Source organism: Peribacillus deserti (genome assembly GCF_016909175.1).
Taxonomy (GTDB): Bacteria; Bacillota; Bacilli; order Bacillales; family DSM-1321; genus Paraperibacillus; species Paraperibacillus deserti.
This window is the reverse complement of record NZ_JAFBFI010000016.1, coordinates 24,839-51,368: the sequence shown is the minus strand read 5'-3', so window position 1 is coordinate 51,368 and position 26,530 is coordinate 24,839. Positions and strand designations below refer to the sequence as shown.

At 40.9% G+C, this 26,530-nt stretch carries 25 protein-coding genes, 1 pseudogene and 2 other annotated features; of the genes and pseudogenes, 8 read left to right on the top strand and 18 right to left on the bottom strand.

Features of this window, described 5'->3' with window-relative positions; all coding sequences use genetic code 11:
* Positions 1-32: 32 nt before the first annotated feature.
* The 3 genes from JOC77_RS15935 to JOC77_RS15925 all read right to left on the bottom strand — a co-directional run bounded on the left by JOC77_RS15935 (position 33) and on the right by JOC77_RS15925 (position 2,961).
* Positions 33-575, bottom strand: a complete 543-nt coding sequence (locus tag JOC77_RS15935; RefSeq protein ID WP_204545000.1) for a GNAT family N-acetyltransferase — start codon at positions 573-575, stop codon at positions 33-35.
* A 23-nt stretch (positions 576-598) separates the two neighbouring features.
* Positions 599-1,351, bottom strand: a complete 753-nt coding sequence (locus JOC77_RS15930; RefSeq protein ID WP_204544997.1) for a sugar phosphate isomerase/epimerase family protein — start codon at positions 1,349-1,351, stop codon at positions 599-601.
* A gap of 110 nt (positions 1,352-1,461) precedes the next feature.
* Positions 1,462-2,961: an amidase family protein gene (locus JOC77_RS15925; protein WP_204545201.1), complete on the bottom strand. Its 1,500-nt coding sequence runs from the start codon at positions 2,959-2,961 to the stop codon at positions 1,462-1,464.
* Between the two features lie 207 nt (positions 2,962-3,168).
* Here JOC77_RS15925 and JOC77_RS15920 point away from each other — a divergent pair, with 207 nt between their 5' ends.
* On the top strand, positions 3,169-3,363 hold the full coding sequence (locus JOC77_RS15920; RefSeq protein WP_204544994.1) for a hypothetical protein: 195 nt from the start codon (positions 3,169-3,171) through the stop codon (positions 3,361-3,363).
* Between the two features lie 39 nt (positions 3,364-3,402).
* On the opposite strand, the gene JOC77_RS15915 is transcribed toward JOC77_RS15920, so the two are convergent.
* Entirely contained in the window at positions 3,403-4,194 is a 792-nt protein-coding gene (locus JOC77_RS15915) for an alpha/beta hydrolase (RefSeq protein WP_204544991.1), read from the bottom strand.
* A 199-nt stretch (positions 4,195-4,393) separates the two neighbouring features.
* Here JOC77_RS15915 and JOC77_RS15910 point away from each other — a divergent pair, with 199 nt between their 5' ends.
* Both JOC77_RS15910 and JOC77_RS15905 read left to right on the top strand, forming a co-directional pair.
* Positions 4,394-4,786 (top strand): CidA/LrgA family protein, encoded by a 393-nt coding sequence (locus tag JOC77_RS15910; RefSeq protein ID WP_204544987.1) that lies wholly within the window; start codon positions 4,394-4,396, stop codon positions 4,784-4,786.
* Entirely contained in the window at positions 4,783-5,469 is a 687-nt protein-coding gene (locus JOC77_RS15905; protein ID WP_204544985.1) for an LrgB family protein, read from the top strand. The genes JOC77_RS15910 and JOC77_RS15905 overlap by 4 nt, the downstream gene beginning before the upstream one ends.
* A 41-nt stretch (positions 5,470-5,510) precedes the next feature.
* On the opposite strand, the gene JOC77_RS15900 is transcribed toward JOC77_RS15905, so the two are convergent.
* Positions 5,511-6,524 carry an asparaginase gene (locus tag JOC77_RS15900; RefSeq protein WP_204544983.1) on the bottom strand — a complete coding sequence of 338 codons (1,014 nt, stop codon included), beginning with the start codon at positions 6,522-6,524 and terminating at the stop codon, positions 5,511-5,513.
* A gap of 298 nt (positions 6,525-6,822) precedes the next feature.
* Here JOC77_RS15900 and JOC77_RS15895 point away from each other — a divergent pair, with 298 nt between their 5' ends.
* Complete coding sequence (locus JOC77_RS15895) at positions 6,823-7,311, top strand: DUF2975 domain-containing protein (RefSeq protein WP_204544981.1); 489 nt, start codon at positions 6,823-6,825, stop codon at positions 7,309-7,311.
* Positions 7,312-7,322: 11 nt separating this feature from the next.
* On the top strand, positions 7,323-7,526 hold the full coding sequence (locus JOC77_RS15890) for a helix-turn-helix domain-containing protein (RefSeq protein ID WP_204544979.1): 204 nt from the start codon (positions 7,323-7,325) through the stop codon (positions 7,524-7,526).
* A 219-nt stretch (positions 7,527-7,745) separates the two neighbouring features.
* On the opposite strand, the gene JOC77_RS15885 is transcribed toward JOC77_RS15890, so the two are convergent.
* The 11 genes and pseudogenes from JOC77_RS15885 to JOC77_RS15840 form a co-directional block, all read right to left on the bottom strand.
* Positions 7,746-9,461, bottom strand: coding sequence for an ABC transporter ATP-binding protein (locus JOC77_RS15885; protein ID WP_204544977.1), 1,716 nt, complete (start codon positions 9,459-9,461; stop codon positions 7,746-7,748).
* A 297-nt stretch (positions 9,462-9,758) separates the two neighbouring features.
* Positions 9,759-10,168, bottom strand: a pseudogene (locus JOC77_RS21375) (VOC family protein).
* A 522-nt stretch (positions 10,169-10,690) separates the two neighbouring features.
* On the bottom strand, positions 10,691-11,482 hold the full coding sequence (gene trpA, locus JOC77_RS15880; protein WP_204544974.1) for a tryptophan synthase subunit alpha: 792 nt from the start codon (positions 11,480-11,482) through the stop codon (positions 10,691-10,693).
* On the bottom strand, positions 11,475-12,683 hold the full coding sequence (gene trpB, locus JOC77_RS15875) for a tryptophan synthase subunit beta (RefSeq protein WP_204545198.1): 1,209 nt from the start codon (positions 12,681-12,683) through the stop codon (positions 11,475-11,477). Before trpB ends, trpA begins: the two co-directional genes overlap by 8 nt.
* A 2-nt stretch (positions 12,684-12,685) precedes the next feature.
* A complete protein-coding gene (locus tag JOC77_RS15870) occupies positions 12,686-13,300 on the bottom strand; it encodes a phosphoribosylanthranilate isomerase (RefSeq protein ID WP_204544971.1) in 615 nt (204 codons plus the stop codon).
* Entirely contained in the window at positions 13,297-14,076 is a 780-nt protein-coding gene (trpC, locus tag JOC77_RS15865) for an indole-3-glycerol phosphate synthase TrpC (protein ID WP_204544968.1), read from the bottom strand. Before trpC ends, JOC77_RS15870 begins: the two co-directional genes overlap by 4 nt.
* Complete coding sequence (gene trpD, locus JOC77_RS15860; protein WP_204544966.1) at positions 14,073-15,104, bottom strand: anthranilate phosphoribosyltransferase; 1,032 nt, start codon at positions 15,102-15,104, stop codon at positions 14,073-14,075. Before trpD ends, trpC begins: the two co-directional genes overlap by 4 nt.
* Positions 15,085-15,687: an anthranilate synthase component II gene (locus JOC77_RS15855; RefSeq protein ID WP_204544964.1), complete on the bottom strand. Its 603-nt coding sequence runs from the start codon at positions 15,685-15,687 to the stop codon at positions 15,085-15,087. Before JOC77_RS15855 ends, trpD begins: the two co-directional genes overlap by 20 nt.
* Positions 15,684-17,060, bottom strand: a complete 1,377-nt coding sequence (locus JOC77_RS15850) for an anthranilate synthase component I family protein (protein WP_204544962.1) — start codon at positions 17,058-17,060, stop codon at positions 15,684-15,686. Before JOC77_RS15850 ends, JOC77_RS15855 begins: the two co-directional genes overlap by 4 nt.
* 69 nt (positions 17,061-17,129) lie before the next feature.
* Positions 17,130-17,416, bottom strand: a binding site (T-box leader).
* A gap of 42 nt (positions 17,417-17,458) precedes the next feature.
* Positions 17,459-17,707: a binding site (T-box leader), on the bottom strand.
* Between the two features lie 102 nt (positions 17,708-17,809).
* A complete protein-coding gene (locus JOC77_RS15845) occupies positions 17,810-19,087 on the bottom strand; it encodes an MFS transporter (protein WP_204544947.1) in 1,278 nt (425 codons plus the stop codon).
* A gap of 19 nt (positions 19,088-19,106) precedes the next feature.
* Positions 19,107-20,015 carry a Gfo/Idh/MocA family protein gene (locus JOC77_RS15840; protein ID WP_204544935.1) on the bottom strand — a complete coding sequence of 303 codons (909 nt, stop codon included), beginning with the start codon at positions 20,013-20,015 and terminating at the stop codon, positions 19,107-19,109.
* 70 nt (positions 20,016-20,085) lie between these two features.
* On the opposite strand from JOC77_RS15840, the gene JOC77_RS15835 reads away from it, so the two are divergent.
* Entirely contained in the window at positions 20,086-20,289 is a 204-nt protein-coding gene (locus tag JOC77_RS15835) for a cold-shock protein (protein WP_204544933.1), read from the top strand.
* A gap of 519 nt (positions 20,290-20,808) precedes the next feature.
* Here the strand turns inward: JOC77_RS15835 and JOC77_RS15830 are convergent.
* A complete protein-coding gene (locus JOC77_RS15830; RefSeq protein ID WP_204544931.1) occupies positions 20,809-21,081 on the bottom strand; it encodes a type II toxin-antitoxin system HicB family antitoxin in 273 nt (90 codons plus the stop codon).
* Between the two features lie 129 nt (positions 21,082-21,210).
* Positions 21,211-23,355: an alpha-galactosidase gene (locus JOC77_RS15825; RefSeq protein WP_204544929.1), complete on the bottom strand. Its 2,145-nt coding sequence runs from the start codon at positions 23,353-23,355 to the stop codon at positions 21,211-21,213.
* A gap of 609 nt (positions 23,356-23,964) precedes the next feature.
* On the opposite strand from JOC77_RS15825, the gene JOC77_RS15820 reads away from it, so the two are divergent.
* The gene (locus JOC77_RS15820; protein ID WP_204544927.1) at positions 23,965-24,402 is read left to right on the top strand and encodes a Dps family protein; all 438 of its coding nucleotides are present in this window, start codon (positions 23,965-23,967) and stop codon (positions 24,400-24,402) included.
* 191 nt (positions 24,403-24,593) lie between these two features.
* A complete protein-coding gene (locus JOC77_RS15815) occupies positions 24,594-26,324 on the top strand; it encodes an AAA family ATPase (protein ID WP_239558823.1) in 1,731 nt (576 codons plus the stop codon).
* The last annotated feature ends 206 nt before the right edge of the window (positions 26,325-26,530 follow it).

The window sequence follows — 26,530 nt, the reverse complement described above, 5'->3', positions numbered from 1 at the left end:
CAATCGTCGCCTTTTTGCTGATTTATCCCTTTTTATTTTTTGTCAGTTGAAAGAACTGCATATAGAAAATGATTCTTCCATTCTCCATTGATCAGCAGATTTTCCCGCATTAGACCTTCTTTTTGAAAACCTGCTTTTTCTAGTACGCGAATAGAAGCGGTATTTTCTGGTGATACTCCTGCTTCAATTCTTCTAAGCTTAATCGTTTCAAATGCAAAACGGATTAATAAACTTAATCCTTCAGTTGCAAGCCCTTTACCTGTTTGATCAGTATCCATAGAGTAGCCTGCAGAAGCTGTCTGAAAAAAACCGCCTTTAACGTTGTACAAGCTTATCTCTCCGACAAGCTCATCGTTTTCAATCAAAAACACTCCAAATATATAAGACTTTCCGTTTATAAAGTCCTCCTTAGATTCAAGTATGGACTTTCGCTGATTTTCTTGAGTATAGTACTTATTATCTCTTGCTGGTTCGTAATCCTGCCACACATGGCGGTTGCGAACGAGCAAATTTGTATATCCCTCTGCGTCCGTTTCCTCTAAAGGCCTTAAATAAATCCTTTTTCCCCTTAACATTCCCGCTTCTCCTCTAGACAAATTCAAATGGAAAGAGACTTTATATAATCTATACTTATTTTGCAGCTTTCAAGGGAATCTTTGTCAAATTGTTCCTGCTCCACGATAAACCACCCAATAGCAGGCAGGTTCACGCTTTTCAAAAGATGCTCGATCTCTAATTGTCCTGTTCCAATTTCAGTACTTCTTTTTTCTCCGTTTTCGATTTTCATATCTTTAAGGTGGAGTGAACAAAAACGGTCCGGGTATTTTGATAATAGTTCCAGGGTATTTAGACCTGAGTATGACACCCAATAACAATCTAATTCAAACTTAACCCATTTCGGATCTGTATGAGTGAGCAAGATTTCATAACCCGTAGTACCGCCAAATTGCTGAAATTCAAAATCGTGGTTGTGATAGGCAAATGTAAAGCCCTGTTCGTGGCATTTTTGTCCAATAGAGTTTAGTAAGGCTGCCAATTCAACATAGTCCGCCTCGGTACCTCTTCTTTCTTCAGGCAGCCACGGACATATGATCAGATCATTTCCAATCGTTTTATTGTATTGAAATATCTCTTCTATATTCGCCTCCAGCTGCTCCAGTCCTGTATGGCTTCCTGCTGCCAAAAGACCTGTTTCCTCCATTACATTCTTTAGAACAAGGGCCGGAGTGTTAAAAAAACCAGCGAATTCTACACCTTGATAGCCCATCTCAGCGATCCTCCTTAAGGTTCCAAGGAAGTCTTCCTGTGCCGCCTCTTTAACAGTCCATAGTTGTAATCCCATTTTCTTCATATTATTCCCTCCGTTATTGGCGTACATAAGGAATTCCGGTTTCTATATTCCCTCTAGTTACAGACCCCCAAAAAACTTTATACAAAACCTTTCGCCGTACTTACAGCAACTTATTTTTCTACTAACGTCTGTTCAACCCCAAGTTTGGGTGCTCTTCTTGCAAGTGAAGTTTGTTCATACCCATATGCGATGTTAATAAGCACAGGCTCGCTAAAAGCTATTCCGGTAAATGTAATTCCAACCGGTTCTCCCTCAGCAGTGTAGCCTGCTGGAACAGTTATCGATGGATAGCCTGCTTTCGCGGGAATTCCTGCTCCTATGTTATTAGGAAAAACAATCGCGTCCAGCTGCTCGGTTTCAAGCACAGAGTCAATACCCATGATCGTAGAATAATATTGATCATGCTCAAGTGCTTGAATATATCGGCCCTCTGTCAGCGTACCACTTGTTTTTTCTGATTCAACCAGCAATGTTTGTCCGTATTGTAATGCTTTTTTGCTGTGACGATTATTAAAAGCGATCACATCCGCTAAAGAATGAACGGCACATCTGTTAGAGAGCTTGCTTAAATACTCATTCAAGTCGGTCTTGAATTCGTGTGTCAATACATCATAACCCCATTCTTGTTTTGTAGAAGGAATGACAACATTTTCAACCACTTCTGCTCCTGCTTCTTTAAGCTTTGCAATGGCTGAATTCAATACTTCCTGTTTTTCTTCATTTATATATTCAAAATATACATCCCTGGCAATTCCAATCCTTTTCCCTGAAAGTCCATCAATCTTTAAAAATTGAGAGAAATCAGTACCAAGAAAATAGGTATTCTTTCCTGAAGCCGGGTCGGAAGAATCCTCTCCTGTAATAGCCGATAAAAGATAGACGGCATCTTTGACGGTTCTAGCCATAGGTCCAGCCGTATCTTGAGTATGTGCAATAGGAATGATGCCGGTCCGGCTGACGAGACCTACGGTAGGCTTTATACCAACCAGGGAATTTTGACTCGCTGGGCTCAAAATAGATCCAGACGTTTCAGTCCCTATAGCGGCTGCAGCCAGGTTAGCAGCAATAGAGGCACCTGATCCTGAGCTGGAGCCTCCGACATCAAATTTTCCTGGTGAGTAGGGATTAAGAACCTGCCCGCCTCTTGAGCTGTATCCATTCGGCATATTTTCCGTCATAAAGTTGGCCCACTCGGTCATATTTGTTTTCCCGAGAATTACAGCCCCTGCTTTTCTCAGCTGGGCCGCTACAAACGAATCCTCTGACGCTGTAGAATTTGCAAGGGCAAGCGATCCTGCACTTGTATGCATTTTATCCCCTGTATCAATATTATCTTTGACCAGCACTGGAATTCCGTGAAGGGGACCTCTTGGACCTGTAACAGCCCTCTCGGCATCGAGTGATTCAGCAATCTGCAGAGCATCCGGGTTAATTTCAAGAACTGAATTTATTTCAGGTCCGTTTTTATCTACTTCTGCCATTCTTTTTAAATAGAGCAGTGTTAGTTCCTTAGCGCTCAGCTGCCCGCTCCCCATTTTCTCCTGCATATCATCGATTGTTGCCTCGATCAGCCAATCTTCATATAGTTTTTGTAATTTTGGATTTTCCATCATCTGTATACTCCTCATCTAGTCAATTGCGGCCTGGTATTTCTGCCTGTTTTTTATATTCTGGAAAGGAGGATGTATCTCCTTCTATTCATTGGTTTTTTAATAGTGATTTTACTTCCGTCAGTGACGAAGCAGAAAGATTAAACAAATATTTCTTATGTTAATGATGCAGACTAATTCCTGAATGTTATTGAAGGAGGAATGATTATGCAGAAAAAAAATGCCCGCGGATATGTCCAGGAATCGTCCACTGCATTAAACGAGGCGAAGTCGTTACTTGAAAGTGCAAAGAATACAGTTGAAAAGGAGGATAACCTTCAGGATATTGAAGAATCACTTCGTATTGTCGATCAGGCTATACAGCAGGTAAATACAGCAGCTAATGAACTAGAACAGCATTGATATCCAAACTTAAGGAGCCTTGTCAATAGATAAGGCTCCTTAACTAACCGTGCTATTATTTTTTTCGGCTTTGTTTAGCCAGTCTATTGTCGTCATTATTAAACCATTAAAATGGCAAGAGCTGGAATAGGTATGGTTCGCTCCCTCTACTATATGAATTTCACTGTTTTTAATTATATCTTTATAAAGCAGACTATACTTGCATGGTATCACGTCGTCATCAGATCCATGAATAATCAGAGCATCTCCCTGAAACTTTTTTAAACTATCAACAGGTGAGTGTTTTAGAAGGGAATCAATATATTTTCTGGTAAAATGATAGCCAGAGTACTCAATCGTTTCTCCCTCCATTAGATTTAATACTTCATCACTCCCCAAGATAGAGGTAATATCCTTATACGGAAACCCAACTGCAGACCATAAAATCAGTTTGTTTATTCTAGATTCAGATTCTAGTGCAAGGACGGAAGCTGCTCCTCCAAGGCTGTGCCCAAGCAGAAACACACGCTCTGTATCAATAAAATTAAGACTAAGGGAATAATCTATGACTCTTTGAGTCTGGTCAATCAAGTCACATAATCCAGTATCTCCGTATTGGCCAGGACTTTCCCCGCATCCATAATAATCAAAACGCAAGACGGCAAAGTTTTCAGCAGTTAATTTTTCTGCTGCTTTTACAAACAATCGGTCTACACCTGTTTTACTGCCTATAAATCCATGGCAGATAATAACCAATGGAAGCCTTGAATGGCTAACATAGTCATCTGGTACGTCCAAAGCGGCAGAAAGACTACTATCCCTCCAAGGGATCGTTATTTGGCTTCTTCCCATCTTTTCCAACTCCCTTGTTAATTTCTTATCCGATTATATATACTAATTCCTATAAGTTTTCTTGGAATTAAATATAGAATACATTTTATCTTCTGTCAATTTGTTAATGGGAAAGAAAAAACTAGAAGCTGTTACATTTGACACATAAACGCTTACAGACTTAACATGATAAATAAAATATTAGTAGGGATGTCAGCTAATGAAGACGCTTACCATCATATGCCAAACAATGATTTTATATGGATTATACATGACGGGGGAATTCGTACAATCTATGTTACAGCTTAGTATTCCCGGCAGCATTATTGGAATGCTTTTATTATTCACTTTGCTTCATTTTAAATGGTTTCAGCCAAAATGGATCGAAACTGGGAGCCATTTTTTAATTAAACATATGCCGCTTCTATTTATTCCAGCCACTGTAGGTGCAATGGATTATCTTTCCTTATTTCAAAAACACCCAGCAAGTATAGGTGTCGTCCTTATCAGTACATTTATCGTCATGATTTTGTCTTCCGTAATCAGCCAGAAGCTTAACAATAAGAAGACTCATGAATCTCTGTCTGACGGTAAACAGGAGATGAGTATATGAATTTTCTCTCAGCTCTCCTGTTTATTTGTTTAACGATACTGGTATATGCGGCCATGATCCGTGTCTACAAAAGGTTCCCATCACCCATTTTAGTTCCGATTGCTACATCGACACTTGTTATGATTTCCATTCTGCTATTCTCACACTACTCCTATGACGATTATATGAGAGGAGGAAGCTGGCTCAGCACTCTGCTGGGACCAGCAGTTGTCGCACTAGCCTACCCCTTATACCAGCATCGGAAAACTTTAAGAAGCTTTTTTGTTTCTATATTGACCAGTGTTTTGGCAGGTACTACCGCAGGCCTTATCTCTGGAATTTACCTTGCTTGGTGGTGCGGGCTTGATGAGAAAATTATACTGTCTCTTGCCCCTAAATCTGTAACCTCTCCTGTAGCGATGAGTATCAGTTCATTAAATGGAGGCATTCCAGCCCTGGCTGCAGTTTATGTGATGGTTGCCGGTATATCAGGTGCTGTCTTTGGTCCCATTCTCTTGAAAAAACTTAACATTACGAATTCCATTGCTATTGGAATCGGTCTTGGTACTGCCTCCCATGGGATTGGAACTTCAAAAGCAAGTGAGTATGGCGAGCTGGAAAGTGCCATTAGTTCCATCGCAATGACCTTAAGCGCCATTTTCACCTCACTCTTATGTCCATTTTTCTTGCATTTTCTTTTTTAAATAAACACCATCCTGTTAAAAACTAGGATGGTGTTTTTCCTTTAATGGACCGGTATCAGCTGAAAATCAGGAATGAGTTCCCCCACTGATTCTTTACGCGCGTTTACCAATTTAGGCTGGCAGTACCCCTTTAATTCTTCTAACTGCTGACTTGACAGTAGGTTTAATTGCTTTAGAGTTTCAACGGCTGCCGGGTAAACCGCCCGCCCATTCCCATCTTCTATTTTTATGGCAATTCCAATACCAGTCTCCAGATCGCCAATACAATACACTCCCTCTGCTCCCGCCTTTCCAAAAAAACGGCCATTGCCCGCTTTCATAAAGTCAGTGCAGAAACGCTCCGTACCACCAACCATTTCGGGAGCGGCAATCAAAGATTTTGTAATCCGTCTAACTGACAGTTTACGATCGTCACTTAAAAGGTGCGGATTAGCCATTCTGGCATAAGCAAAGGCTATATTTTTTAATGGCAGGCCGTGAACTGGAACCCCGCACCCATCAATTCCTATTTCAATTTTTTCTGCAGGGTAATTTGTCATTTCACTAACGGCAGATAATATCCGCTGTTGAACAGGATGGGAAAGCTCATAGTAATCTTCTACTGATTCATGCAAATGCTTGGCGGTTACGAGCATTCCAGTATGCTTCCCAGAGCAATTATTGTAGAGAGGAGTCACTTCTTTTCCTTCTTTCATCAATTGAATATAAGAGTCCGGCCAGTGTGGGATATGCGTTCCGCATTGTAAATGCGAAGCCTCCAAGCCAGCTCTTCCAAGAATGGAATGGACACGTCCGGTATGCATCACTTCTCCGCTGTGGGATGCACAGCATAATGAAAGATCTGCATCATCCAGCTTAAAGCGGTCTGCCGCACCTGTCTCAACCACTGGTATGGCTTGAATAGGCTTCATCGAAGAACGGGCAAAGACAATTTTTTCTGGATTTCCAGCGTAAAAAAGCAGTTCTCCTTTCGAATCTACAACCGCTATATGTCCCCTGTGTGCGCTTTCTATAATGCTTCCCCTGGTTACCTGTACAAGTTGCATAGAATCCATAAGCTCATCTCCAAAATTATTATTAAATTCAGAGTAATCTTAAAATAACCTAAATTAAAATACAACTTATTAGATATGAGATATTTTAAGTACGATTAATAAAAGGACTTACCGCATTTGATTAACTACCAGTTGCACAATTTATAAATTGAATAGTTTTAAGTTTTATACAGAATTTTATCTTTTTTAAGGTTATTTTTATACAATAATAATATAATAAAAAACAACAATGTTTTATTGTAAAACGATAAAGTATGTGTTAAAGTCAAGTTGCCAGAAAATAAGTGAGGTGCTTCATATGAAACCAAGTTCAACACTCTTTTTAAAGATAGTCGTTTTTATTATCGGAACTCCAGTTCTAGCTTTGTGTATACTTTGGTTGCCTGAGATAGCCGCTAGAGATGCAGCATCGCATCCAGAGACCGCCTACTTGCAGTATCTTTTTTTGATAGGTGCTTATATAACGGCAACACCGTTTTTCATTGCCTTGTATCAGACTTTAAAACTTTTAAGCTATATTGACCAGAACAAGGCGTTCTCGGTATTATCTGTTAGAGCTTTGAAGTATATAAAATACTGTGGAATCAGCATCATTACCTTGATTGTAGCAGGATTAATATTTGTAGTTATATTGATTAAAGGCGAAGGTGAAGACATAACAGGTTTTATAAGCTTGGGAGCAATGCTTACTTTTGCTTCAATGGTGATTGCAATCTTTGCTGCTGTTCTTCAAAGACTTTTACAAGAAGCCATCGATATAAAATCAGAAAATGATCTAATAGTCTGAGGTGGATAACCATGGGAATTATACTCAATATTGATGTGATGCTGGCTAAAAGGAAAATGAGCGTAACAGAACGATCAAAGAGGGTTGGAATCACAATGGCTAACCTTTCTATATTGAAAAATGGAAAGGCAAAAGCAATTAGGCTCTCAACTTTAGAGGCAATTTGCAAAGCATCAGAATGCCAGCCTGGAGATATTTTAGAATACAAAAGTTAGAATAATAGACAACAAATTTCTTCAACTTACGAGGGCGTTAGTTGAACAAGTCCAACACTATAAATTAAAAACGCTTAGGGATCTTTGAAACACCCCAAGCGTTTTTTTGTTCAAATTATATGGTTATGTTAGTCGAAAATTGATGTGTCAATTACACTGTTATTTAGCTTTTTCTCCACGTTATCGGAACTACTTATCTTAAGAAAGGGCCTTTTCTATCTAATTTTGAAATTGAACTCGGTGCAGGTTTGCGAAGACGCCCTCTTGCTGCAGCAGTTCTTCATGGCTTCCCTGTTCCGCAATCCCCTCTTCGGTTACCACTACAATCCGGTCAGCATTTCTGATAGTTGCTAGTCTGTGGGCAATTACTAAAGTTGTACGGTTTTTAGCGAGCTCCGTTAATGCATTCTGAATGATCATTTCTGTTTCTGTATCTAGAGCGGAGGTTGCTTCATCCAGGATGAGAATCGGCGGGTTTTTCAAGAACATCCGCGCAATTGCTATTCTTTGCTTTTGGCCGCCTGATAATTTAAGGCCTCTCTCACCTATCTGTGTTTCATACCCATCAGGCAGAGAATCAATGAACTTTTCTAAATGGGCCAGTTTTGCAGCTTCCTCAATTTCATCATCCGATGCATTTAACTTGCCGTAAGCTATGTTTTCTTTTAGTGTTCCAGTGAAAAGAAATACATCCTGCTGAACAATTCCAATCTGCGAACGAAGCGATTGCTTGGTCAGCTCACGGATATCGATGCCATCCATTTTTATTTTTCCAGCCGTTACATCATAAAAACGCGGTATCAGAGAACAGATGGTGGTTTTTCCAGCTCCGCTTGGCCCGACAAATGCCACTGTTTCTCCGGCTCTAATCTCTAAATCTATATTTTGTAACACTGGATTTTTCCCGTCATAGCTGAACGATACATTTTCAAATGTAATATCCCCAGTTAATGAGCCCGCTTCGATTGCCCCATTCGCATCCTGAACGTCTGGGTCCTGGTCAATGAGTTCAGTGAATCTCTTAAATCCGGCCATTCCTTTTGGATATAGCTCCATCAGAGCACTAATTTTATCTACAGGCTTAAACAAAACATTTACATATAGGACAAACCCTACCAGTTCGCCATAAGAAAGCTGTTTATGGTAGCTCAGCCATGCTCCTACAACCAGAACGGCCAGGGTTATCAGCCTGGTCATCATATAAATTCCGGATGAGCTGAATGACATAACTTTATAGCCAGCAAGTTTAGCAGTTCTGAACCTTTGATTGTTCACTTTAAATCTTTTAATTTCATATTTTTCGTTTGTAAAAGATTGAACGACACGAGCCCCTGACACACTATCCTCTACTCTGCCATTGACGTCGGCTATTTCTCCGTACATTTTATTCCAGGCTTTATTCATCTTCAGGTTACTGAACACCATTAAAAGCACCAGAAAAGGCAAAATACATATCGCAACAAGAGCCAGCTTTACGTTAATGGTGAGCATAATCCAGAAGGCTCCGAAGAACGTCATAACAGCGATAAATAAGTCCTCTGGACCATGGTGGGCAAGCTCTCCAATATCAAACAAATCATTGGTTACCCGGCTCATAATATGTCCTGTTTTTGTATTATCAAAAAACTTAAAGGATTGCTTCTGAACATGCTGAAACAGCTGCTGCCTCATATCTGTTTCTATATTGATCCCGAGCATATGCCCCCAGTAATTCACAATAAACTGGAGGAACGTGCTGATTACGTACAGTGCCAGCAGGCCTAGACTGACTGAGACTATGGCAGACCAATCCTCGCCAGGCAGCAAAGTATCAATAAACCATTGAACAGCAAGCGGAAAGGCAAGCTCTAGCAGAGCCACGACTACAGCGCTGGCAAAATCGATCATAAATAATTTTTTATGCGGCTTATAATAAGTAAAAAATCGCTGAATCATTTTCCTGTTACTCCTTTATTATGAACTTACTAAATCATACCATTGTTTTCATTGGTTTTATGAATAATCTTACTTTATTTGGGCTAAGAAGCCTTTTTCCAAGCCTTTAAACATAGCTTTTTTCAGTGAAACAATAATCTCGAGCTGACATTGTTTAATGCAGAATTTGCAGGCGGATGGCGGCTCTTGCCTTTTGATGGTTTCAGTCGCTAGACAACACCACCCCTCCACATACAGTGAACACAGAAAAATAGCGACAGGCTGGATGAATTCTCCAGCCTGATGCTATTTTAATTATTAAGATGAACGAATTCCGTATTTTTCAATAAAATCCCGGCTTAGCTCACTCCACACATCAAACTTATTTCCATCTGGATCGCTGAATACAAAATTTCTGCCTGAATGGCCTCTGTTTTCTAGTCTCTCCAATTTCAATATTTTTCTCAGTTAATTGGGCATGAAGGATGTTCAGATGCTGGATGCCATTCACCTCAAAGGTAAGAGCAAAATGCTCGTTCCCCTTATCATCTATAAAATTCAAGTGTTGATTAGGAGCGGCTAGCTTTGGTTGGCTAAATTAATACTAGCCTTATCATCGTCTTTTATAGCTTAATTCTGCTCCCAATACGTTCGTGTACCACTCTGATGATTTATCAATGTTTCTGAAGGGATATAAGTTGTGCTACCCGTATTAAATCGGTTTTCATTTTGTGCTCACACCTCTCCAATTTTATCTCATAAACAATTCGATAAAAAACCCTATTTTCCTACTAAGGGAGACTTAATTTATTCAAGCAAAAGGAGGCAGACATAAGCATTAAGCGAATTTCAAAATCATACATAAGCATAAATCCTTGGAACTTAAGCACAAATGAATAAAAGTTAATCATAAATTCAAGAAACTTAAGCATAAATCTGCAAAACATAAGCATAAACACCGATTAACCTGGACGCCAATCTAAATTTGTTTAATTAGTAGTTGAATTTAGGCTCAAATTAGTAGTTTCCACTGAAAATAAGCAATATTGCATGAAAAAAAACCTGGGATAGTGCCATTAACATAGGATTACTATATTACTCTGCTAGAGAAACCTGTATTTTTGCCGAAGGGAACGGGGCTTAAGCATAAGGCGTCTAACATCTTTGTATATATAACCTTTCTATTTAATAAGAGTTTTTCTTAGCAAAAAAAACACCCGGATTCTTACATCCAGGTGTTCATCGTCCGCTTATTTAGCTGTTAACGCAAGGCCTTTAATTCCTTTAATGAGTTCGTTGACTTCTTCTCTTTTATTATGATGAAATGCGCTCACGATTTTACTTCCTACAATAACTCCGTCACAAAAAGGGAGGACCTTTTTAGCTAGTGACGGAGTGGAAATACCGAATCCTGCTAAAACAGGTGTTGTGGTATATGTTTTCAATTCACTGATTTTGGCTTCTAGTTCAGCAGCATCAAGTTCAGCTCTCTCTCCCGTAACTCCCTTTACTGTTACTGCGTAAATAAATCCTTCACTATCTTCTGCTAATCCTTTGAGCCTTTCTTCCGGACTTGTTAAAGAAGCTAATCGAATTACTGCAATATCAGTCTTTGAAAGTGCTTCTTTCACCAGGCTTTCTTCTTCAAGAGGAAGGTCAGGGAAGATACAGCCGGCAATTTGAGCTCTCTCACTGTTTTGAGCAAATTTTTCAATGCCATATTGCAGGACCGGATTGATATAGGTCATTAAAATGAGCGGCACCCTGACATCCCCTTTTATTTCGTTTAGGGTTTCCAGAATAAGAGAAATTGAGGTGCCTTTTTCAAGAGCCCTGAGCCCGGCTTCCTGTATGACTGGTCCGTCAGCAACCGGGTCTGAAAAAGGGACTCCGATCTCGATAATGTCTGCACCGCTTTCCTGCAAGAAGAGAATATCCGTCTTAAGTCTTTCCATGCCGCCGTCTCCACCCATAATATAGGCAACAAACGCCTTCTCTCCGTTTTCTTTTAATGTCTTGAATTTTTCATTCAGTTTATTCATGATCCGTTCTCCCCTCAGCAGCTTTTCTGATAGTATCTACGTCTTTATCGCCACGGCCCGATAAACAGATGACAATGCTTGAATCGGATGGCAGTTCAGCTGCTAACTTTACAGCATGTGCAATCGCATGTGAGCTTTCGAGCGCCGGAATGATGCCTTCAGCTCTTGTAAGCAGGTGGAAAGCCGAAAGAGCCTCTTCATCGGTAACAGAAGTATATTCAACCCGTCCTTCTTCCATTAAGTATGAATGTTCAGGACCTACTCCTGGATAGTCAAGTCCTGCAGATATGGAATGGGCCTCTTGGATCTGGCCATCCTCACTTTGAAGCAGATACATATAAGCACCATGAAGGATACCTTTTTTACCTTTGGTTAAGGAAGCGGCATGAAACCCAGTCTGAATTCCTTTTCCTGCTGCCTCTACGCCGATAAGGGAAACATCCTCGTTTTCTATAAATGGATAGAACATTCCCATGGCATTGCTGCCTCCTCCGATACAGGCAACTACATAATCAGGCAGCTTATTTTCTACAGTGTAGAATTGCTCTTTTGTCTCTTTTCCGATTACACTCTGGAAATCACGGACAATCTGCGGAAAAGGATGAGGACCTAGAACAGAGCCCATAATGTAATGTGTATCATCAATGTTTGTAACCCAGTAACGTAGGGCTTCATTCACAGCATCTTTCAGCGTACGGCTGCCTTGTGTAACGGAAACCACTCTAGCTCCTAGCAGTTCCATTCTGTACACATTAAGCTTTTGGCGCTGTATATCTTCTTCCCCCATGAATATCACAGCTTCCATATCAAGCAGGGCACATACTGTGGCTGTTGCTACACCATGCTGGCCTGCTCCTGTTTCTGCTACCACCTTGTTTTTGCCCATTCTTTTCGCGAGCAGAGCCTGGCCTAGCGTATTATTTATTTTGTGAGCACCCGTATGGTTGAGATCTTCCCGTTTTAAATAAATCTTTGCTCCTCCGGTTTTCTCACTCAATCTTTTGGCAAAATAGAGAGGAGTTTCACGACCGACATAGTTTTTAAGCAGGGACTGAAATTCCTCCTGAAACCCGTCTTTTGAAGCTATCGTGTTATAGGCCTGTTCTAACTCGGTAATAGCATTCATTAACGTTTCCGGTACAAACTTTCCACCAAACACCCCGTATTTTCCATTCTGGTCTGGCATTTTATAACTTGTCATCGTCATTTTGACATCACTCCTGTTTTGGAATTTTCAATGAATTTTTTTATCTTCTCTAGATCTTTTTTTCCATCCGTTTCCACGCCGCTGCTAACATCTACCATAAACGGTTTGATAATCATGATGGCTTCCTCAACATTTTCAGGAGTCAACCCGCCAGCTAATATAAGGTTTTTCACCTCTATTCCCAGATCCCTTGCATCCTGCCAATTAAAACTATGGCCGTTCCCGCCCCGGTATTTTCCTTTCGGCGCATCAAGCAAGATGTAGTCGGCTTTCGACTTTCTAAGGACTGTGTCTATTTCAGTTTGAAAAGGGATTCCTTTTATAACAGGAAGGGAAAGCACCTGGATTAATTCATCCTCTTCTTCTCCATGAAGCTGGATCATCGTAAGTCCTGTGTAAACGGCGATTTCTTCTATATGTTCCTTTGATTCGTTCACAAAAACCCCTACTTTTTGAATCTCTTCCGGCAGGCTGTCAATGATTTGTTTAGCACGCTCTTTATCTATCTTTCTTTTACTTTCCGCAAAAACAAACCCTAACGCATCTGCTCCATAAGCTACTGCAGCATGAGCGGCTTCTCTGTCCATAATTCCGCATATTTTAACTTTCATAGACTTTTTCTCTTTCGCAGCTTCTTCATTTGAGCAATTAATTCCTTAGGATTATCCTGCCTCATGAACGCTTCTCCTACCAGAATGCCATCAGCCCCTGCCCTTATCACTCTCTCACAATCTTCCAATGAAGTTATTCCGCTTTCGCTGATCACAAAGGCACCACACTCTTTCGCCGCTTTTGCCAGTTGTTCTGTGACAGACAAGTCAATCTCAAAGGTTGTAAGATTTCGGTTGTTAATGCCAATAATCGCGGCTCCAATAGCCAGGGCCCGCTGCAATTCGTTTTTATCATGAACTTCAACAAGCACTTCAAGCCCCTGAAACTCAGCATAATCATATAAATCTCGCAAATTGGTATCAGACAGAGCCCGTACAATTAATAGAATGATATTTGCTCCCGAGTGACGAGCTTCATCAATCTGTCTTTTTTCTAAGATAAAGTCTTTACAAAGAATTGGAAGCTTCACTTGTTTTCTTACCATTTCTAAATCCTGCAGACTTCCTTTAAAAAAAGTTTCTTCAGTAAGCACCGAAACTGCATCCGCCCCAGCCTCTTCATATAGGCTTGTAACTTCAGCCGGGTCTGCATCAGGGTTGATTTCTCCTTTTGAGGGAGAGGCTCGTTTAAATTCTGCTATAATGCTGAAACCCTGCTCTAATGCCTGCTTTAGTGTAGCTGTAGCAGCAGGAAGCCTTTGACTGCTTGAAGCGTTTGATAGCTGTGAAAGTTTTTTCCGTTTTTCTTCTAATATTGGTTCAAGATAATCTTTCATATTATTACCTCCTCCATGCTGATCGCTTTCGATGCTTCTAACACTTTTTTAAAGTGGCTGTATACTTTTCCTGAATAGATCAACTCACGGGCGAGATTTACTCCTTCTTGAAGAGTTGAAGCCTTTTCGGCTGTAAAGAGCCCAATACCTGCATTTAACAGTATAGTATCTGTAAATGGTCCTTGATCTCCTTCAAGAACAGATAATAAAATATCAGCATTTCGTTCAGGAGATCCGCCTCTGATTTCCAGGTTGCTTGCTTGCTTTAGGCCAAACTGTGAAGGATGTACCGTCTGTTTTGTAATCTCTCCATTTTCTACGATCCGAAGCTGATTTTCACCCTGCAGAGAAGCTTCATCCATTCCGCCGGCACCATGAACCACAACCGCTTTTTTTCTTCCAAGCTTTTGAAAGACCCTCGCATAAGAATCCAATAAATCGGCACTATAAACACCCGTCACCTGGTATGTTAAAGAAACTGGATTGGTCAAAGGACCAAGGCTGTTAAAAACGGTAGGTATCCCTAATTCTTTTCGGACCTTAACAATTTTCTTTAACTGGGGATGAACATGCTGGGCAAATAAGAAGGCAATATTTGTTTGTTCCACCATCCGCTTTGTATCCTGTGGATTCTGTATAAGGGAAATCCCCAGTCTCTCCAGTACATCCATAGAACCGGATCGGCTTGTGATGCCTCTGTTTCCGTGCTTCACCATTTTTACACCGCCTGCGGCCAGTACAAAGGAAGTTGTCGTGCTGATATTGAAGCTATTTGAACCGTCTCCGCCTGTTCCGCATACATCCATACTTCCCTCTCCAATGTCAAACTTATGGGTAGACGCAGTGCGAATGCTTTGAGAAAGGGCAGCCATCTCTCCAGGTGTCGCTCCCTTACAATTTAAACCCATAAGGAAGGCTGAAATTTCGCTTTCACTAGTTTCAGGATTTAGCAGTGCTTCAGCTGCCTCCTTCATGTCTTCAAAGCCCAGTTCCTGGCCTGCCAGCAGATTAATTAAGAACTTTTTCATGTATATCCCTCCGCTTTAAATTTTGCGCAAAGTGTTTAATTAATTGTTTACCTGATTGAGTGGCAATTGATTCCGGATGAAATTGTAAGCCGATTACAGGATATTCCTTATGCTGCATTGCCATTAGAGCACCATCTTCCTCTGCTATAGCCACTTGCTCTAAACAATCAGGAATGCTCCCGGAGTCAATAAGCAGGGAATGATATCTCATTACTGTCATCGAACTCTCCATGCTTTTGAAAATTCCTTTTCCATTGTGGATAATTTCAGAGGTTTTTCCATGTTTAACGGTCGCAGCCTTCTTGATCACTGCTCCAAATGCTGCCCCGATCACCTGGTGACCCAGGCAAATGCCTAGAATCGGTATGTTTGTAAAAAATGCTTTGACCACTTCCAGACAGATACCAGCAGAATCCGGAGCACCGGGACCGGGGGATATAATGATTCCCTGGGGATCCAGCTCTCTTATTTCTTCTATCGTTATTTCATCATTTCTTCTGACTAAGGTATCTATTTCCAGTTCCTTCAGCATTTGATACAGATTATAAGTAAATGAATCATAATTATCGATCAGTAAGATCATTTGAGCGCCTCCAATAAACCATTAGCTTTAAACAATGTTTCGTTCCATTCACTTTCAGGAACCGAATCGTGTACAATTCCTGCCCCGGCCTGAAGGTATGCTTTATTTTCTGTAAAAATCATGGTCCTGATTGTCAGGGCAAGATCCAGGCTGCCGCCATGTGTAAAATAGCCGATGCCTCCTCCGTAGATTCCTCTGCGAGTTTTTTCAATCTCGTTAATCAGCTGCATAGCCTTTATTTTTGGTGCACCGGAAACCGTACCCGCCGGCAGACTGGATGCCACTGTATCTAAAAAATGAACCTGCTCATCAAGCATTCCTTCGACATCTGAAACCAAATGCATAACATTTATATATTTCTCTATTTCCATTAACTTCGTTACTTTTACTGTCGAAGGCTTGCTCACCTTTCCTAGGTCGTTTCGCGCTAAATCCACAAGCATATAATGTTCTGCTCTTTCCTTTTCATCATTCAGCAGCTCGTTCTCTAACTCGAGGTCTCTAACCGGGCTTTCTCCTCTACGGCGGGTGCCGGCAATTGGATTGGAGAGAATCTTATTTTCTTTAACCGTTATTAAACGTTCAGGTGAACTTCCTGCAATCTGATAGGTTTCAAAATCCATATAATATCGATACATTGATTTATTATAAATACGAAGCTTCTTAAAAAATTGGAATGGATCGCCTGTAAAGCTGCTGTTAAATCTATGCGATAACACCGCTTGGAAAATATCTCCCTCTAAAATATGAGCTTTTAGCCTGCGGACAGCTTCTTCGAATTGCTCTTTGCCTGTTTCGGAAACAAATCCAGAAATTTTAAAATCTTCTGTTTTCTCAACCTGCAGAAGTGCCTCTAGTTTGGCAGCCTGCTCATTTAAAATATGATCAGCCTGTTCTTCGGTCAAACTGCCCTCATAATCAACCAGGCAATATTCTGCTGTACCATCCTGTTGAATCATTAGATAGTGGGAGTGAAACAGGAAATTCAAGTCATAGGTATTTAAATCATTGATTTTTTCTGGACCGATATTTTCTGCGCTTCGGATAAAATCATAGCCAAAGTAGCCAATTCCTTTAGCGATTTCTGTCTGATCTGAATGATGCCCGGCAATCAGTTCTTTCAGCTTTTGAAGAGGATTTCCAGTAGTCCGGGTAACTTCCCCTTCCTTTATCACTTCAATTTCATTTTGGCTTGATCTAATCTGCAGGTAAGGGTTTAATCCAATAATGGTCTGTGTTCCGCCCTTTTGATCGGGGAATTCGAGAAATACTTTATATGATCCCTCAAGACTTTCATACGCGGAAACAGAATCCACTTGCTCCTTTACTTCTCTTCTATATATCTTCAGCATTTGCTTGCTTTTCACAGCCATTTATTATCCCTCTTTCGTTATGTGAGTTGTTTTTGGTATAAAAAAAGTCCTCCATAAGCAATAAAGCTTATGGAGGACGAATATACCGCGGTGCCACCCCCGTTAGGAAACCATAAAAGCGCTTCCCATCTCTTCAGATACATGATTAAGATCCTTAACCAGATATCCTATCCCTGTAACGGGGGAATCCGTGTCCCTCTACTCATGTTCAAGGGACCTCTCGAAAGGCCATTCACTTAACTTACTGTATCGGTTCTCACCAAGGTCCGATCATGCGTGCTTTTTGCATGAATACACCTGCCACCGACTCTCTGCAACAGTCCGTTTAAGCTACTCTTCTTTCTCATTGAAGTGTAATATGCATTTTTTTGAATACAAAAAAGGGCTTCCTGTCCTGTAAAAAGGACGGGAAACCCGCGGTACCACCTTTGATTGGTTGCAACTGCAACCCTCTTAACGGTATCAAAGCAAGATGCTTGAATACCTGCCCATGTAACGCTGGGCAAACGTTAAAGCCTACTGCCTAACAAAAGGGTTCGGTTTAAAGCTCGGAAGTCCATTCGCTTAGGAAAATTATCCGGTTTCCACCAGCCACCGGCTCTCTGCATTATTCCGCCTAAGGTACTACTCTTCGTCAAAGCCATTCGATTCAATTAATATGATTATGACTATAAACCTTTCTATAGCCCAAGTCAACCATTTACTTTCAAAACTTCAAATTTTCAGTAAAATGAAGTTCATTATTGTTATTAAGCTATGTTTTTTAGTGGAGTATTATTCGTCTTTTGGATTTGAGTTACAAATCCTGCGGCAGCACCGCACAAAATGCCGGCAGACATGAATATGACGGTGTACGTACCGAACATCGTAAACAACAGTCCCCCGCCAAATGCCGCTGCTGCAGCACCTAATTGATGAGCAGCAAAAACCCAGCCGTATACGACATTGCTGTTTTTTCCGAAAGCATCATTACAGAGCTTTACTGTTGGCGGAACAGTTGCCACCCAGTCCAGTCCATAAAAAACTACGAAAATTCCTAATGCAATGCCGGAAGATTCTAATGCATAAGGCAGAAATAGCAGCGACAGTCCGCGGAGTCCATAATACCATAAGAGCAGTTTCCGGCTGTCCCAGCGATCGGAGAGCCAGCCCGAAATAGTAGTTCCCAAGATATCAAATATTCCCATAAATGCCAGCATGCCTGCTGCTGTAACTTCAGGAATGCCCATTTCCATACAGGCAGGAATTAAATGAGTACCGATTAAGCCATTGGTTGACAGGCCGCACACAAAAAAACTCCCGGCAAGAAGCCAAAAATCCTTGGAGCGTATCCCTGTTTTGAGTCCTCCTAAAACGGCTTTGAATGGGTTTTCTGCAGGACTTTGTATCTGCTCTTCACTTTCATCCGCTCCATAGGGAAGCACTCCTGCGTCCTTCGGGTCATTTTTCATAAATATGGCAACAAGAAGAAAAATAATAAAGGCCGTGCAGGCATTAACCATTGTTACTAAAGTCCAGTTAAATGTGGTCACCAGCTTAGCAAAGAGCGGCAGGAATACCAATTGACCGGCAGCTCCGCTGGCAGTAAAAAGCCCGACTACCAGCCCCTTCTTTTCTTTGAACCATTTGTTAGCCACAACGGCTCCCAAAACAGAGGAAGTTAACCCTGAGCCAATACCTACGGTAACTCCCCATAGCACGGTGTATTGCCAGGTTTCTGTCATAAGAGGTGACAGCCCTGTTCCAGCCACAAGAAGAAACAGTGCGGTTAAGATCACTTTTCTAATACCATATCGATTCATTAATGCAGCAGCAAAGGGACCACAAAGCCCATACAAAGCCAGATTAACCGATAACGGAAAGGTTACTTCTGCCCTATTCCAGCCAAACTCTTCTTCAAGCGGAATGATTAGTACGCCTGGCGCGGATCTTACCCCGGCTGCAACGAGCAGTGTAAGAAAGGTGATTCCTCCTATAATCCAATAAATAGCCCTGACTTTTTTTCGTCCGGCACTTTTCTTGTGCATACCTCAGTCCCCCAGCAGATTACTCTCTTTCTAATTGAATGACAATCTTTTCACAAAGCCTATGAGTGATCAGCGCATCTTCAGCTGTAATATATGGATTAGCGTCTCCTTTTAGAGAATCTATGAAGTTCAAAATCATTTGCTCAAAGCCTCGTTTTCTGAGTGTAGGCTCCCAATCGTTTCCGCCAGGCTTCCATTCGTTTTTATTCTGAAAAATAACTGTATCGGTAACATTTAATGCCGCTCGTTTCTCATCCGGCCCGAATACTTCCACCTTTTCCTCAGATGTCCCGCTGTCTCGATTCATAATACCGATTGCAGTGCCGTCTTTAGAGTGAAGCTGCAGAGTTACATGAGACAGCTTTCCAGAGTTAGATTTTCCTGTAATAATTGTTTGTTCAATTTCATAAGGATATAAATGTCGTATTGTATCTACGACATGAATAAAATCATCAAAAATGAACCGTCTAATCTCATCCGGCTGACTCTTACGGTTTTTTTGCATGAGAATCATATTTCTGTCTTTGATTTGGTTAATAAATTGATAAGGAGGAGCAAATCTTCTATTAAATCCCACGGTTAATATGACATTCTTCTCCTGTGCCAGGTCTACTAGCGCTTTAGAAGATTGGTAATTATAAGTTATGGGTTTGTCTACAAAAACATGTATGCCGTTCTCTAGCAGCTTACTGATAATTTCTTCATGAGATTCTGTAGAAGTATGTACAAACGCACCTATTATGCCTGACTGAATTATAGATTCCAGACTATCATGAAGCTGCTCCCAGCGGTATTTCCGGCCGATATCTTTTAATTTGTCCTGATTTCTTGTATATAGATGAAATTCAGCCTCGGATATTCCGCTGAAAATAGGAAGGTATGCTTTTTGTGCAATGTCTCCTAAACCAATAACGCCTATTTTTAACATTTCTTATCCCCCTATTTTATAAATAATGCCCGATTCATGATACAATAAGTAAAAGGAGTTGTGATTATACATGTATAATAGTAAAAAGTGGGAAGAACCACAACCAAAAGAACAAATTGAAGTTTGGGAATGTCAATCACAGGATTGCAAAGGCTGGATGAGAAAAGATTACTCATTCGAGGATCTTCCAGACTGTCCTTTATGCGGCGAAAAAATGGAAGCCGGAGAGCGTCTGTTAGTGAAGATTACACCAAACCTTCATAAGAAATCATAACCCGATTTTTTATTAAACAGCTATTATTATATTCTTCTCAGATGAGTTAATCCCTTTATCAGGATTAACTCTTTTTTATTTTGGCAAAAATTGAGTATATTTTTCGAGGCTAGAGAGGAATCATTGCTAAGGGTGGGTTGAGCGGGTCAGACTGATTATCTGTTCAGGGCACATGCTCCGTGACGGGGTACTCTGACTATCTGATTGATGATCATGCTGCGTGGAGAAAAACCTGGTTCTCGGGGCGAAAGAAGGGGTCTGGCACACTTCTAATCTATCTGTGTGCGAACTGTGTCCTTTTCATGCTAAACCCGTGAGTGGGAGATAACCTTGAACGCTTCATGATGTGTGCTAAACCATTTAGGAGGACTGCATGCAATTTTATGGGGTAAATTGAATTATTGGAGAGGTACATTCGATTTTATGGGGATTCCGAGAAATTTATGGGGATTTTTCGTCCTTAAGGGGATTTCTATGATATAGACCCCTCCACTGCCTGTTTAAAAAGAAACAGGGGCCTTACGTCCGCCCCTTGAAATGATCGGTATTCACTTGTACAAGCACTAAGCTGGTTCCCTGGATAACCTCCATTTGGTTTAGCGGAGATGCTTTAGGTATTTCCGCCCGCTCATCCTCGCAAAATGAAAGATATACACCAAGCGTTTCTTCAGCAAGATTCACTGCCTCGGATAAAGTGGTTCCTTCAGTAAAACAACTCTCGATGTCGGGAAACTTTACAAAAAAAGAATCGTCCCTGGGTTCAATCAAGGCATAAAATTGATAAATAGGCATTGGATAACCTCCCTTTCCGCCCCGTACAGTACGGTTTTTCTTCTCTCTTAGTCTGTATCAGTATGGGAGAAACTAACCTAGGCTATTAGGCTTTTCAGCCGCTTTAACCAGCTTGCTCCTAATTTGGATCTAAAACAAGTTAATTTTTGACTTTTTATTTTTATATAGCTCGCCCATTTTCGGGAAGATTTCGAATACACAGCTGTCATATTCCCCTTCTAGATGAAGGCTGATTCCTGCATTCATCAAATAATCCCCAGATTTTATCGCAGCTACCTTTCCTTGCAGGGATATACAATAGCGCGTTTCCGGCTTAAAACCTTTTAATTTAAGCTGAAAGTTTTTTTTATGACGACTAACTCCTCGCTTAAAAGCAAATATAACGGATCTTTGATCTTTTGTATATTGAACCGCATGATAACCGCTCTCTGTAATTGAACTCAGCCTGTAAAAGCAGCCTTCTTGAATAATAGTCCTCACTTTTTTATAGAAGGCAATGTTTTGTGATAGAATTTCCGAATCTTCTGCTGTAAGTTTATTCAGGTTGCAGCCTATTCCCATTGCTCCCATCATGGCAGCATGACAGCGGAATTTTAAAGGAATTTCCCTTTTTGTATACATATTTGGCGAATCTGTTACCCATGAGACCATGGTCTTTATCGGATAGGCTAAGCTATATCCATGCTGTATCGACAATCGATCGAGAGCGTCTGTATTATCGCTGGGCCAGAATTGGTCAAAATATTGGAGAGCCTCGAAATTTACCCGTCCGCCTCCGGATGCACAGCCCTCCCACAACACATGGGGGTGTTTATCTCTTAATTCTTTAATAAGGGCAAGAACATGCCTGTTGTGCAGCATCCAGATTTCCTGCTGATTCTCTTTAGGAAGGTTTAGTGCACCGGGCTCAGAAAAAGGCCTGTTCATATCCCATTTGATAAACGAAATATCATGTTTTGTTAATAATTGATCAATCACAAAAAACAAATAATTCCTTACTTCTTGTTTCGTTATATTTAAAATCAGCTGTTTCCGTGAAAGGCTGTGTTTCCTGTTCTCAAAGCCGTACACCCAATCAGGATGCATTCTGTATAAGTAACTATCCGGATTGACCATTTCCGGCTCCAGCCATAGACCGAATTTCATATCCAAACTTTTTACTTTTTTTATCAAAGGATCCAGACCTTCTGGAAACTTGCTCTCATCCGGATACCAATCCCCTAAGCCCGCTGAGGAATTGTTTCTGTTTTTAAACCACCCATCGTCCACAACAAACAGTTCAACTCCTAATTGTGCTGCTTTTTCCGCCAGCACCGCTTGATTATCACATGTAACGTTGAATCTGGCCGCTTCCCAGCTGTTATATAGAACAGGCCTAACTGTTTCTCTGTGCTTCTCAGGAAGAAGATGCAGACCAAGCTGGTTTAATGAGTTAGATGCACCGTTGAAACCAGCTACAGTGTACCCGAAGTAAACAGGCGGAGTTTCAAAACTTGCCTCAGGAGAGACACTAATCTCTGTATCAAAACCGTTCATTCCAAGCAAAAGTCTTGTTTGATCATAAGGCTTCTGTTCAATAGTAAGTTTAAAATTACCGCTGTGCGCCAGAATTCCAAAGTATACCTCACCAGAGTGCTCTTTAGCATCTCGATCCAGCATAAAATAAGGACTATGGTTATGTGCGGTAATTCCTCTTCGGCTTTCTATCACATTTTTTCCCGGCAGAATTTTTTGCCGGAATCTATTGCCTTCATTGGCCCATGTACCTTGAACATTAGTAAAGTAAAAATCGCTGCCTAAAAAATTCCATTCGCCGCTATAAAACGATTGAATTCTTATTTCGTGATCATCCAAATTATTAAGGATCACATATCGTTTAATAACATCAAACTCTGCAAATACTTGATAAACAATTTGAATCTTAACCTGATAAAAGGAATCAGTTAATGAAATGGATAATACTTCCCCTTCTTCCCTGTAGCCATCAAAGACCAGGTCAAGATCCCGCGTACCATCTAAAAAGCCAGCCTTTAGCGAGGGCTCTTTAAATCGCAGCTGCCCCCAGGGTGTAAATTCCTCTGCCATAATATCCTCTTTAGCCTCAAAAGTAGATATTCCTTTTACAAATGGCAGGTCAAAGTCTTCAAGATTGCTGATCCTGCCGCCCCAGTACAGATGGAGTAAATGCCCTTGTTTATCGATACACAGTAAATAGCTGCTATTCTTTCCGTCCAGCGAAAAAACTCTGTTGTCCTTACGAACGCGAATGCCCATTTAATCACCGCCCGCTGCATTATTCCGACTGTCGTCTATAGCAATATATATGGAACAATAGCAGCGGTCATGCATGTAGAGCAATATCCTTTAGAAAGGCCATTATGGCTGCCTCTTACTTTTAGGTCTGCGTACCGTTTGTCCTCTAAAATTGGGACACGTGTGATTAAATGAACGAGTAATTTCATTCATAGCTGCAGATATAAGCTTCTGAAAAATGTTCTAAGCGAATGAAGACATTTTTCACATTTTTTTCTCAATTCTTATGCCATTTCTCTTTCTCCCCTCTGTTTTTTTCTGCGCGTTTGCTCCATCAAAGTTTTCGTCGACGGCCTCCTTGTCTCCTCTATGGATCCCAATTAAAAACAAAGACCAATACTGAAACTTTTAAAAAAACGAGTCCTCCCTGCTCCCTTCTACAGTCCATAGTGGGGATTTCTCATTTAATCCTTTATTAGACTTTTTATATTTTTTTAATAGCTGTTCCTTTCCTTGATGTTTAATTAGGGTTGATTTGAGGAAAAACATATTATTGAAAAAAAACAATTGTATAATTGATGTTTTTTTCGAAATGATAACCATTGAGACCATTTTCAGGAGGTAACAGGAATGTCAGATGTATCAAGCGTATTAAACCAGCAGGTAGCGAATTGGACTGTATTGTATACAAAACTTCATAATTACCACTGGTTTGTAAGGGGAGAAAACTTTTTTACTCTTCATATCAAATTTGAAGAATTATACAATGAAGCTAACCAATATGTTGACGAATTGGCCGAACGCCTATTAGCCATAAAAGGGAGGCCTGTAGCCACTTTAAAAGATGCTCTCGCGACAGCGACTATCAAAGAAGCTTCAGGAAATGAAAATACAATGGAAATGGTAGAGACCTTACGTACCGATTTTCAGCAGATGATTGAAGAACTTGCAGCTGGAATGGAACAAGCTCAAGCGGCAGGTGATGAAGGAACAAGCGATTTACTGTTAGGTATTTCTGTTTCTCTTGAGAAGCATTTATGGATGTTCTCTACATTTTTAGAAGGCTGAGCTTACAAAATAGTGCTGATGCTGATGCAGCACTATTTTTTTTTGGCTTTAAAGAGAAAACTACTTTTTTGCACTTTAAACCTGTTTTATGTAAATTTCCACTATTTACCGGCTATAATCTTAAAATTTCCCTTTGTATAATATATCTTAATTTTCTATAATTTAAGTATCATACAGAAGGAGATGAGTCTTTGAATTCACGTCCAAAGTTAATGTCGAAGTTCGTTCTGCCCCTGGCAGGTTTATTGATAATAGTCGGTGCGGTTTTTTGGATCATTAAAGGGACAACGAAAGAAATGACGATTCCATTCTCTTCTATGGCTGAAACAATTCAATCCGAAAAAGGTGGACCAGTTTCCTTAAAAGAGCAGCAGGATGGAAAATTGATTCTCACTACTCCGCAAGGAAAATATGTTTCTTATGTGCCTCCAAACAGTCAAATGGTAGATAAGCTTGTAGAAAAATATAATGTTCATTACACATATACAAATAGCAGCGAGTATGGAGGCTGGATTATGGGGGGTCTATTAATCCTCCTAATTGGAGCGGGCTTCCTGTATCAAAGAAAAGCCAAAGGCGGCAGTGCTGCCAGTACCATGAAAACTAGCATTTCAAAGTCCCGTCCTCTGCCGAACATCACGCTAAATGACGTTGGCGGACTTCCGGAAGAAATGAAAGAGGAAATTCTGCAGACACTTTCCATTATTAAAGAACCGGAAAGATCGGCAAAAGTGGGAATTAAACCTCCAAAGGGTGTCCTTCTTTATGGCCCTCCTGGAACTGGGAAGACCTTGCTGGCGCAGGCAATGGCTCGTGAAATCGGAGCAAGCTTTTTCACTGCCAGCGGAGCTTCATTCAATGAAATGTTTGTTGGAGTAGGCGCATCCCGTGTTAGAAACTTGTTCCAGACAGCGCGGAAGCAGACACCTGCGGTCATCTTTATAGATGAGGTCGATGCACTTGCTGCCAAGCGTAAGCAGCATGGTGGCGAGGAATCTGAGAAAACCCTGACTGAGCTTCTTGTTCAGCTTGACGGCGGTCTTGATAACGAAGGAATATTATTTATTGCAGCAACCAATAGAAAAGATATGCTCGACGATGCTTTCCTTCGCCCGGGCCGTGTTGACTTTTCCTTTGAAGTACCTCTTCCTGACACACAGGGAAGACGGGATATCATTGATATTCATGTAAAAGGAAAGAGACTCGCACAAGATGTGACAGCTTCTCTAGACGTACTGGCTGAAAGCACTTCTGGATTTTCAGGCGCAGAGCTCAGCTCCTTATTTGAAATGGCAAGCAGAAGAGCTGTCCGAAATGGACAGGAAACCATAACAAGAGGCGATTTGGATTTCGCCCTGGATCGAACGATTTTAGGCAGCACATCAAGAACGATGAAAGATGCAGATACAAAACGCCGAGTTGCGATTCATGAAGCCGGCCATGCACTCATTTCTGCACTTACAAAGCCAGGTTCAGTCAGAAAAGCAACCATCATTCCCCGCGGGCAGGCTTTAGGATATGTAGCCCCTATCCAAAAAGAAATGCACTTATCAACTGCATCTGATCTCATGGACAGAGTTAAAATGATACTTGCAGGCGGTGTCTCCGAGCGGATGTTCCTTGGAGAGCATAGTATCGGTGTAGGCGGAGATGTCCAGCAGGCTAAACAAATTATTGAACAAATGGTTGATTTAGGCCTGCTTCAGGATGGATTTACCCTTTCCTTCACCAAAGATGATAAAGAACAAAAAATGAAAGAACTTTTCCATGAAGCTTTAGAACAAACTGAAATGTTAATTGACACTCACCGTTTTCAGTTCGATGCTCTTGTAAACGCCCTTCTTAAAAAAGAAACTCTTGAAGGCTGGGAAGTGGATCAAATTGTAAATGAAATGGACTTAATTGACTTAGCAATGGTTTAACACCAGCTCACCTCCTGAGCTGGTTTTTTCTTGTCTCGTCCTAGATGGGTTTATTAATTGAGTAAAATGCGTGTGTCCTCGACCCATGCACGGCAGAACTTGCCAGACTCGGCGCGAAAATTACCACTCTCTGCGCAATTCTAATATTTTCAGCGCGATATTTCTAATTTCTGCGTGTAACATGTAAAAATATAAAATTCACCTAA